The sequence below is a fragment of the Streptomyces capparidis genome (genome assembly GCF_054782095.1).
The window spans coordinates 35,461-42,282 of record NZ_BAAGTD010000059.1; the positions used below are offsets into that span (position 1 = coordinate 35,461).

General features: G+C 73.8%; 8 protein-coding genes. 3 read left to right on the plus strand and 5 right to left on the minus strand.

The window, feature by feature from the left end:
• Positions 1–10: 10 nt before the first annotated feature.
• Positions 11–862 carry a helix-turn-helix domain-containing protein gene (locus ACYVO2_RS32515; protein ID WP_461011675.1) on the minus strand — a complete coding sequence of 284 codons (852 nt, stop codon included), beginning with the start codon at positions 860–862 and terminating at the stop codon, positions 11–13.
• Between the two features lie 109 nt (positions 863–971).
• Between ACYVO2_RS32515 and ACYVO2_RS32520 the strand changes: the two genes are divergently transcribed.
• Positions 972–1,391 carry an ATP-binding protein gene (locus ACYVO2_RS32520; protein ID WP_461011676.1) on the plus strand — a complete coding sequence of 140 codons (420 nt, stop codon included), beginning with the start codon at positions 972–974 and terminating at the stop codon, positions 1,389–1,391.
• Between the two features lies 1 nt (position 1,392).
• Here the strand turns inward: ACYVO2_RS32520 and ACYVO2_RS32525 are convergent, their stop codons facing one another.
• The 4 genes from ACYVO2_RS32525 to ACYVO2_RS32540 all read right to left on the minus strand — a co-directional run bounded on the left by ACYVO2_RS32525 (position 1,393) and on the right by ACYVO2_RS32540 (position 4,919).
• Positions 1,393–2,796 carry a sensor histidine kinase gene (locus ACYVO2_RS32525; RefSeq protein WP_461011677.1) on the minus strand — a complete coding sequence of 468 codons (1,404 nt, stop codon included), beginning with the start codon at positions 2,794–2,796 and terminating at the stop codon, positions 1,393–1,395.
• A complete protein-coding gene (locus ACYVO2_RS32530; protein ID WP_461011678.1) occupies positions 2,793–3,500 on the minus strand; it encodes a response regulator transcription factor in 708 nt (235 codons plus the stop codon). Before ACYVO2_RS32530 ends, ACYVO2_RS32525 begins: the two co-directional genes overlap by 4 nt.
• A 100-nt stretch (positions 3,501–3,600) precedes the next feature.
• The gene (locus ACYVO2_RS32535; RefSeq protein ID WP_461011679.1) at positions 3,601–4,533 is read right to left on the minus strand and encodes a hypothetical protein; all 933 of its coding nucleotides are present in this window, start codon (positions 4,531–4,533) and stop codon (positions 3,601–3,603) included.
• Positions 4,518–4,919, minus strand: coding sequence for a peptidase inhibitor family I36 protein (locus ACYVO2_RS32540; protein WP_461011680.1), 402 nt, complete (start codon positions 4,917–4,919; stop codon positions 4,518–4,520). The genes ACYVO2_RS32535 and ACYVO2_RS32540 overlap by 16 nt, the downstream gene beginning before the upstream one ends.
• A 149-nt stretch (positions 4,920–5,068) precedes the next feature.
• On the opposite strand from ACYVO2_RS32540, the gene ACYVO2_RS32545 reads away from it, so the two are divergent.
• Both ACYVO2_RS32545 and ACYVO2_RS32550 read left to right on the plus strand, forming a co-directional pair.
• The gene (locus ACYVO2_RS32545) at positions 5,069–5,854 is read left to right on the plus strand and encodes a serine/threonine protein kinase (protein ID WP_461011681.1); all 786 of its coding nucleotides are present in this window, start codon (positions 5,069–5,071) and stop codon (positions 5,852–5,854) included.
• Positions 5,847–6,822 (plus strand): serine/threonine-protein kinase (locus ACYVO2_RS32550; protein ID WP_461011682.1); only part of this gene is annotated, 976 nt, incomplete at its 3' end. The genes ACYVO2_RS32545 and ACYVO2_RS32550, both read left to right, overlap by 8 nt.

The following is a 6,822-nucleotide window of genomic DNA, read 5'->3' on the forward strand; positions in this document are numbered from 1 at the left end:
TGCGTGCCTTTCACATGCTTTGCTTGATCTGGTGGATCAGGTCGCGTGACTCTGCGGGCTTGAGGGCAGTTGCCTCCATGCGGCCCAACACGTAGCGATACTTCTCAAGCTGCGCCTCAGCGCTGACGAAGTCGCTGCCGTGATGGTTCTCCACCACAACGGTGTCGAGCTGCGGAACTGGGCCGTACAGGTGGTCGATGGACTGGCCCGTGCCTGGAAATCCCCTCCCGCTGAAGGGAATGACCAGGACCGTGATGTTATCGCGCTCGCCCATGTCGATGAGGTGCTGGAGCTGTTCCCGGGTTGTCTCCTCGGAGCCGAACCTCATCCGCAGCGCAGCTTCGTGGACGATCGCCGTGAAGGGCAGCGGATCCTCCTGGTAGAGCACTTCCTGCCGCTTGATGCGGAACGAGAGCCGGTGCTCCACCTCCGGTGGGGAGAGCGGCGTCATTACCTCACGGAAGAGGGCCCGCGCGTAGTCCACCGTCTGCAACAGGCCAGGGATGTGGAGCACTGTGGCGGTTTGTAGCTCCGTCGCGTGGTACTCGAGCTCGGCGAACTCAAGCAGTTGCGCGGGAAGGATGTTGCGGTACTGCTCCCACCATCCGTGCTTGCGTTCCCCCGTCATCGCTGCCAAGGCGTCGATCAGGGCTTGGTCCGAGCAGGAGTACACATAGGCCATCGCCCGCAGCCGCTCGGCACTCACGCCCAGGCGGCTGGCCTCGATGTTGCTGATCTGGGTCGGGCTTGTGCCGAGTCTGCGTGCCGCCTCCGTTGACGAAAGTCCTGCTCGCTCGCGGAGCTTGCGCAGTTCGATCCCGAGGCGCTGCTGCCTTGCGGTCGAGGTGCTTCGAAGTGGCATCCAGGCCCCCGGTTCACTCTTTCGGGTTTGCGTGGTTCAGAGTTTAAGGCGCATGCCCTACATTGTGGCAGTACTCCACTCAACTCCTCTCCGTCGCAGGAGGTTTCGCATGGAGTTCGCCTACACCCTCCACCTCCCCCACGACCCCCGCGCCCCCGGCATCGCACGGGCCACCCTCCGGGCCGTGCTCAAGGCGCACGACCTCACCCGGCCGCTCTGCACCGCTGAGATGCTGGTCAGTGAGATGGTCACCAACGCCTACGTGCACTCCGGCGGGCCCTCCGCCATGCGGGTGCGGGGGCTCGGGGGGAGGCTTCGGGTCAGTGTGTGGGACACCGATCCGGCCTTTCCCGTGTTGTTCGACGACGACGGGCTCGATGTCCTCGACCATCCCGGCGATCCCGACGCCGAGCACGGTCGCGGGCTGCTGCTGGTGAAGCGGTTCGCGGACGACTGGGGTGGCTACGCCCTCACGGAGGAGCTGTTCGGTGTCGGGGGGAAGCTGCTCTGGTTCGAGATGGCGGCCTGACTCATGCGGCCCGTCCGGGCGGGGGAGCCGTGGGTGCGCCGGGGACGTGCACCGTCGCCGTCGTGCCGCCGTCCGGGGCCGGGGTCAGGTGGACGGTGCCGCCCAGGTGGGCCACGGTGCGGGCCACGATGGACAGGCCGAGGCCGCTGCCGGGCAGGCTCCTCGCGGAGGGGCTGCGCCAGAAGCGTTCGAAGACGTGGGGGAGTTCGTCGGGGGCGATCCCAGGGCCGTGGTCCCGGACCGTCAGCTCCCCGGCGGCGAGCCGCACCGTCACCTCGCCGCCCGCGGGGCTGAACTTCACCGCGTTGTCCAGCAGGTTCACCACCGCCCGCTCCAGCGCGCCCGGGTCTGCCCGGACGTACCAGGGCCCGACCTCGGCGCGGATCCGCAGGCCCGGCCCTCGCAGCCGGGCCCGCTCCACGGCCCGTTCCACCGCCTCGTGCATCGCCACCACCCCCGGCGGCGGCCCGCCCGTGCCCTGCGGCCGGGCCAGCTCCAGCAGGTCACCGACCAGGCTGGCCAGTTCCCGCATCTGCGCCCGCACGCTCACCAGCAGGGTCCGCCGGTCGTCGGGGGGCAGGGCTCGGCCGGACTCCTCGCTGCGCAGCAGCAGGTCCACGTTGGTGCTCAGCGACGTCAGGGGGGTGCGCAGCTCGTGCCCGGCGTCGGCGATCAACTGCCGCTGCCGTTCCCGGGACAGGGCCAGTGCCCGCGTCATCGTGTTGAACGACCGGGACAGCCGGGCGATCTCGTCCTCGCCCCGCACCGGGATCGCCGTGTCCAGGTTCTCCGTCCGCGCGATGTGCTCGACCACGCCGGTCAGCTCGTCCACCGGCCGCAGGCCCGTGCGGGCGACCAGCAGCCCGGCCGCGCCCGCGCCGAGCACGCCGACCGCGGCGACGGCCGTCAGCAGCAGGGCGAGGCTGCCGAGGGCGTCGTTGGTCTCGCCCAGCGGGCGGGCCACGATCAGGGCGCCGCCGAGCCGGGGATCGTGGGTGATGTGGACCCGGACCGGGCGGCCGTCTTCGGTCTCGCCGTCCCGCAGCACCGTCCCGAGCTGCCCGGACGCCACGGCCCGGTCGGTGGCGGCGACCCGCACCGGCTCCCCGGGGGTGAGCGCGCAGCGCGTGCCGTCCGGGGTGACGAACTGCGTGGCCACGTCGAACGGGGTGGGCAGCAGGGGGCGGGTGCCGATCCGCACCAGCCGGTCGTGGCAGCCGATCTCCTCCAGCAGCACCGAGGACACCCGGGGCCGGGCGCTGTCCACCAGCGCCTGGTCCAGCTCCTGGCGGAGCTGGCCGCGGGTGATCAGCCAGCAGGCGAACGCCGAGACGGCCACCGCGGCGGCGACCGCGACCGCGGTGAGCAGCGCGAGCCGGGAGCGCAGCGGCAGGGCGCGGATCACGCGTCGGCCTTCAGCACGTAGCCGACGCCGCGCACGGTGTGCAGCAGCCGGGGCAGGCCGCCCGCCTCGGTCTTGCGGCGCAGGTACATCACGTACACGTCCAGGGAGTTGGACGCGGGTTCGTGGTCGAAGCCCCACACGGCCCGCAGCAACTGCTCGCGGGTGAGCACCTGGCGGGGGTGGGCGAGGAACATCTCCAGCAGGGAGTACTCGGTGCGGGTCAGGTCCAGGGGGTGCCCGGCGCGGGTGACCTCGCGGGCGGCGCAGTCCATGCGCAGGCCGCCGTGGGCGAGGACGGTGCCCGCGCCGGGTGCGGCGGGCAGGGCGCTGCGGCGCAGCAGGGCGCGCAGCCTGGCCAGCAGCTCGTCCAGTTCGAACGGCTTGACCAGGTAGTCGTCGGCGCCCGCGTCGAGCCCGGTGACGCGGTCGCCGACGGTGTCGCGGGCGGTGAGCATGAGCACCGGGACGCGACTGCCGGAGGCACGCAGGCGGCGGGCGGCGGTGAGGCCGTCCATGCGCGGCATCAGCACGTCCAGCACGACCACGTCGGGGGCGCGGGCGGCGACCAGCTCCAGGGCGGCCAGGCCGTCGGGGGCGAGGTCCACCTCGTAGCCCTCGAAGGCCAGGCTGCGGCGCAGGGCCTCCCGCACGGCGGGTTCGTCGTCCACGACGAGGACGCGGGCGCGTCCACCGGTGTCGTCCATGGCAGACGATTGTGCGCCGCCAGGATGAGAGCCGTCTTAACGCGGCGCCGGATCCGCCGCGCTCGCCCCGGGGCCACGCCCGCGCCCGCTCACTTCCCCGTCATTTCCCCAGCGCCTCCCGGGCGGCGGTGAGCTGGGCCGCCTTGTGGCGTTCGGCGGCCTCGAGCTCGTCGCCCCCGGCGGCGAGGATCTCGCGCTGGCGGGCGGCGTCCACCGCGTACCAGACGCCGACCAGGTTGGTGCGCCGCTTGCACGCCACGTCGTCCTCCGCCGTGGCGATCTCCCGCTCGGTCGGCCGCGGGCCGGTGAACTCCCGGGCGGGCTCGAAGGGGTGCGCGTAGGTGTGGCCCCGCTCGGCCATGCACCGCGACCACTTGGCGAACACGTCCTTCACCCGCGGGTCGCCCTGGGCGTCCTTCAGGCTGCCCACGTTGACGTTGCGGATCTCGGCGGCGTCGCCCAGCGGCCGGTCGCCCGCCAGTTTCCGCTCGGCCTCGCCCATGCAGCCGTTCTCCGGGAGCGGGGTGCCGCGGAAGGAGGCCGTGCTGTCGGACGGCCCCGGGCCGAACAGGACGAGCTGCTCGTCGGCGGTGGGCCGCTGCGGCCGCTGCCCGGTGTCGGCGGGGGCGTCCGGCGGCAGGTGGTAGCCGCGCGAGGCGGCCAGCTCCGCGTCCGCGAGGCCGTAGCGGCGCTCGGTGGGGGTGAACGGCGGCCGCGCGGCGGGCTCCGTCCGCGGGCGGAAGTCCAGGCCGAACCGCTGCACGCAGCGCCCGGCCAGCACGTCGCGGGCCGCCAGGACGCGGTTCAGCTCGGCCGCGGTGAACTGGTGGCGCCGGACCGGCAGGGTGAGGCGGGCGGCGTCGGTGACCTGCGGCGTCGCGGTGACGTCCGGCCGGTCCGCGCGGGCGGCGGGAGAGCCCGGTGAGCCGCAGGCCGCGGTGGCGGCGACGATCAGCACGGCGACGGCGGCGGCCGGGCCCCGTCCCCCGCGAAGCGGGGCCCGGCCGCCGGGTCCGGTCAGTAGTCGGCGCATCCGGGCGCCGTGTACGAGGCGTTGTTGTTCCACGTGTGGAACAGGTTGATCCAACTGTTGCCCGGAACGGTGTCGTAGGCGCCCTGGTAGCCCTCGTCGTAGTAGACGTAGGTGTTGCGCGGGCAGCGGTTGAGCACCGAGGCGGTGTTGTTCTTCACCCGCTGGCCCTGGCCCAGGCCGGGGCTCAGGAAGCGCAGGTCCGCGAAGTCGTACTCGTAGTACCAGTCGTCGTACATGGAGCCCTGGAGGTTCCCGTCCCAGTAGAAGCACTGCTCCGGGTACTCGCACACCCCGTTGGTGCGGTACGCCTGGGACGTGCCGATGCTGCCGAACGTGGCCGCGGCGGTCAGCGCCCCCACGACGAGCAGTCTCCGTAGCTTCTTCACGAGTACCCCCGTATGCGGTCGTTCCGGGACCGGGGCACGGTCCCGGGTCGGTGACGCAGGCAGCCTAGGAACGGAACCGGCCCATGGGTCCTGACGTCTGTCAGGACCGTGCGCTATACCTTGTCCGTTCGGGCGGGAAGAGGGGGAAAGTGGACACGGTGATCGTTCAGTTGCCCGAGCCCGCGCCCGGGCGGCCCGGCGACCCTCCCGCCCGGCCCCGCCTGCTGCACATGGGCCCGGGGCAGACCGCCGGATTCGGGCGCGGCGAGCCGGGCAGCCCCGCCGACATCCCGCTGCCCGACCCGGGGGTGTCCCGCCGCGCGGGCGAGGTGGCCGCCGCCGAGGACTACTGGCGGCTGTCGAACTTCAGCCGCACCGCCACCTACGTGGTGGAGAACCTGGAGGGGGCGGGGGAGCACATCAAGGTGGCGCCGCTGCGGCTCGGCGCGCCCGTGCCGTTCGAGTTCTCCCGCGTGGTGCTGCCCTCCGCGGACGGCACGGCGCACTTCAAGGTGTTCGCGCCCCAGCACGCCTTCCTCGACGGGCAGGGCGGCCCGCACAGGGGCGAGCCGACCACCAGCCCGTTCGCGCTGGACGTGACGGCGAAGTACTTCCTGGTGCTGGTGGCGCTGTGCGAGCCGCGGCTGCGCCGGTCCTCCAGCGCGGCCGTGCCCGGCGTCGGCGAGGTCCTGGAGCGGCTGCGCGCGCTGCCGTCCTGCGCGGGCCTGACCCGCTCGGCCGTCAACTACCACGTGGAGTACCTGGCCACGGCCAAGCTCCGGCTGCGCGAGGACGACGCCGAGGGGCCGCCGGGCCGCGGCAGGCGGGAGGAGCTGGTGTCGCTGGCGCTGCGCTTCGGCCTGGTCCGCGAGGAGCACCTGGCGCTGCTGCCCCCGCGCGGCGGGACGGCCCGGAAGGACACCGGCGGTGCGTGAGGGCGCGGACCCCACCTCCGGCGGGGAGATCGACCTGCCCCCGGGCCACCGGATCGCCGAGTGGCGGATCACCGGCCGGATCGGCGCGGGCGGCTGGAGCACCGTGCACGCCGCGGAGCACATCGCCGACGGCACCCCGGCCGCCGTCAAGCTGCTGCGCACCGACCTGCTGTCGCCGGGCCAGCGGGCGTCGATGGAGGAGCTGGTCCGCCGCGAGGTGCGGTTCAGCCGCGAGGCCGACCACCCCAACCTGGTGCGCACCCTCGCCGCCGTCATCCTGCGCGACCCCGAGCGCCCGGCCCTGGACGGGGTCACCGCCCTGGTCATGGCCCGCGCCGAGCGCAGCGTCGCGGACCTGCTGGCCGCCGCGGAGCCCGGCGCGCCGGTGCCGGACGCGGCCCGGATCCTGGTGGGCGTCGGCGCGGGCCTGGCCCACATGCACGCCCACGGCTGGCTGCACGGCGACCTGAAGCCCGCCAACATCCTGCTGTCCCCCTCCGGCGAGGTGTGGCTGGCCGACTTCGGCCTCACCGCCGAACTGGAGGGCACCCACGCCTACCTGCCGCCGCTCGGCTCGCTCGACCACGTGCCGCCCGAGTGGTGGTCGCAGCGCACCGGCGAACGCGGCGCCGCCGTGCGCCCCACCGCGGACATCTGGGCGTTCGGGGTGGTCGCCCACCAGGTGCTCACCGGCGGGCTGCACCCGTTCGTCGGCGCCACCGCGCGGGCCCGCGCCATGGCCGCCCAGTCCTACGCCCGCGGCGCGGCCCCGCTGCGCCTGGACGAGCGGGTGCCCGCGCCGTGGCGGGAGCTGATCACCGAGTGCCTGGCGCCCGACCACGCCTCCCGCGCCCCGCTGACCGCGGACGCCCTGGCGGCGCGGGTGGCCGCGCTCGGCGGCCGGGCCCGGCCCCGGCGCCCACGGCGATCCGGCGCGGCAGAGCTTGATGCCGTTGTACTGGGCGGGG

What these genes read in the sequence shown, in the direction of transcription:
- ACYVO2_RS32515 (WP_461011675.1), bottom strand. Translation starts at nt 862, where the DNA reads ATGCCACTTCGAAGCACCTCGACCGCAAGGCAGCAGCGCCTCGGGATC.
- ACYVO2_RS32530 (WP_461011678.1), bottom strand. Translation starts at nt 3,500, where the DNA reads ATGGACGACACCGGTGGACGCGCCCGCGTCCTCGTCGTGGACGACGAA.
- ACYVO2_RS32520 (WP_461011676.1), top strand. Translation starts at nt 972, where the DNA reads ATGGAGTTCGCCTACACCCTCCACCTCCCCCACGACCCCCGCGCCCCC.
- ACYVO2_RS32535 (WP_461011679.1), bottom strand. Translation starts at nt 4,533, where the DNA reads ATGCGCCGACTACTGACCGGACCCGGCGGCCGGGCCCCGCTTCGCGGG.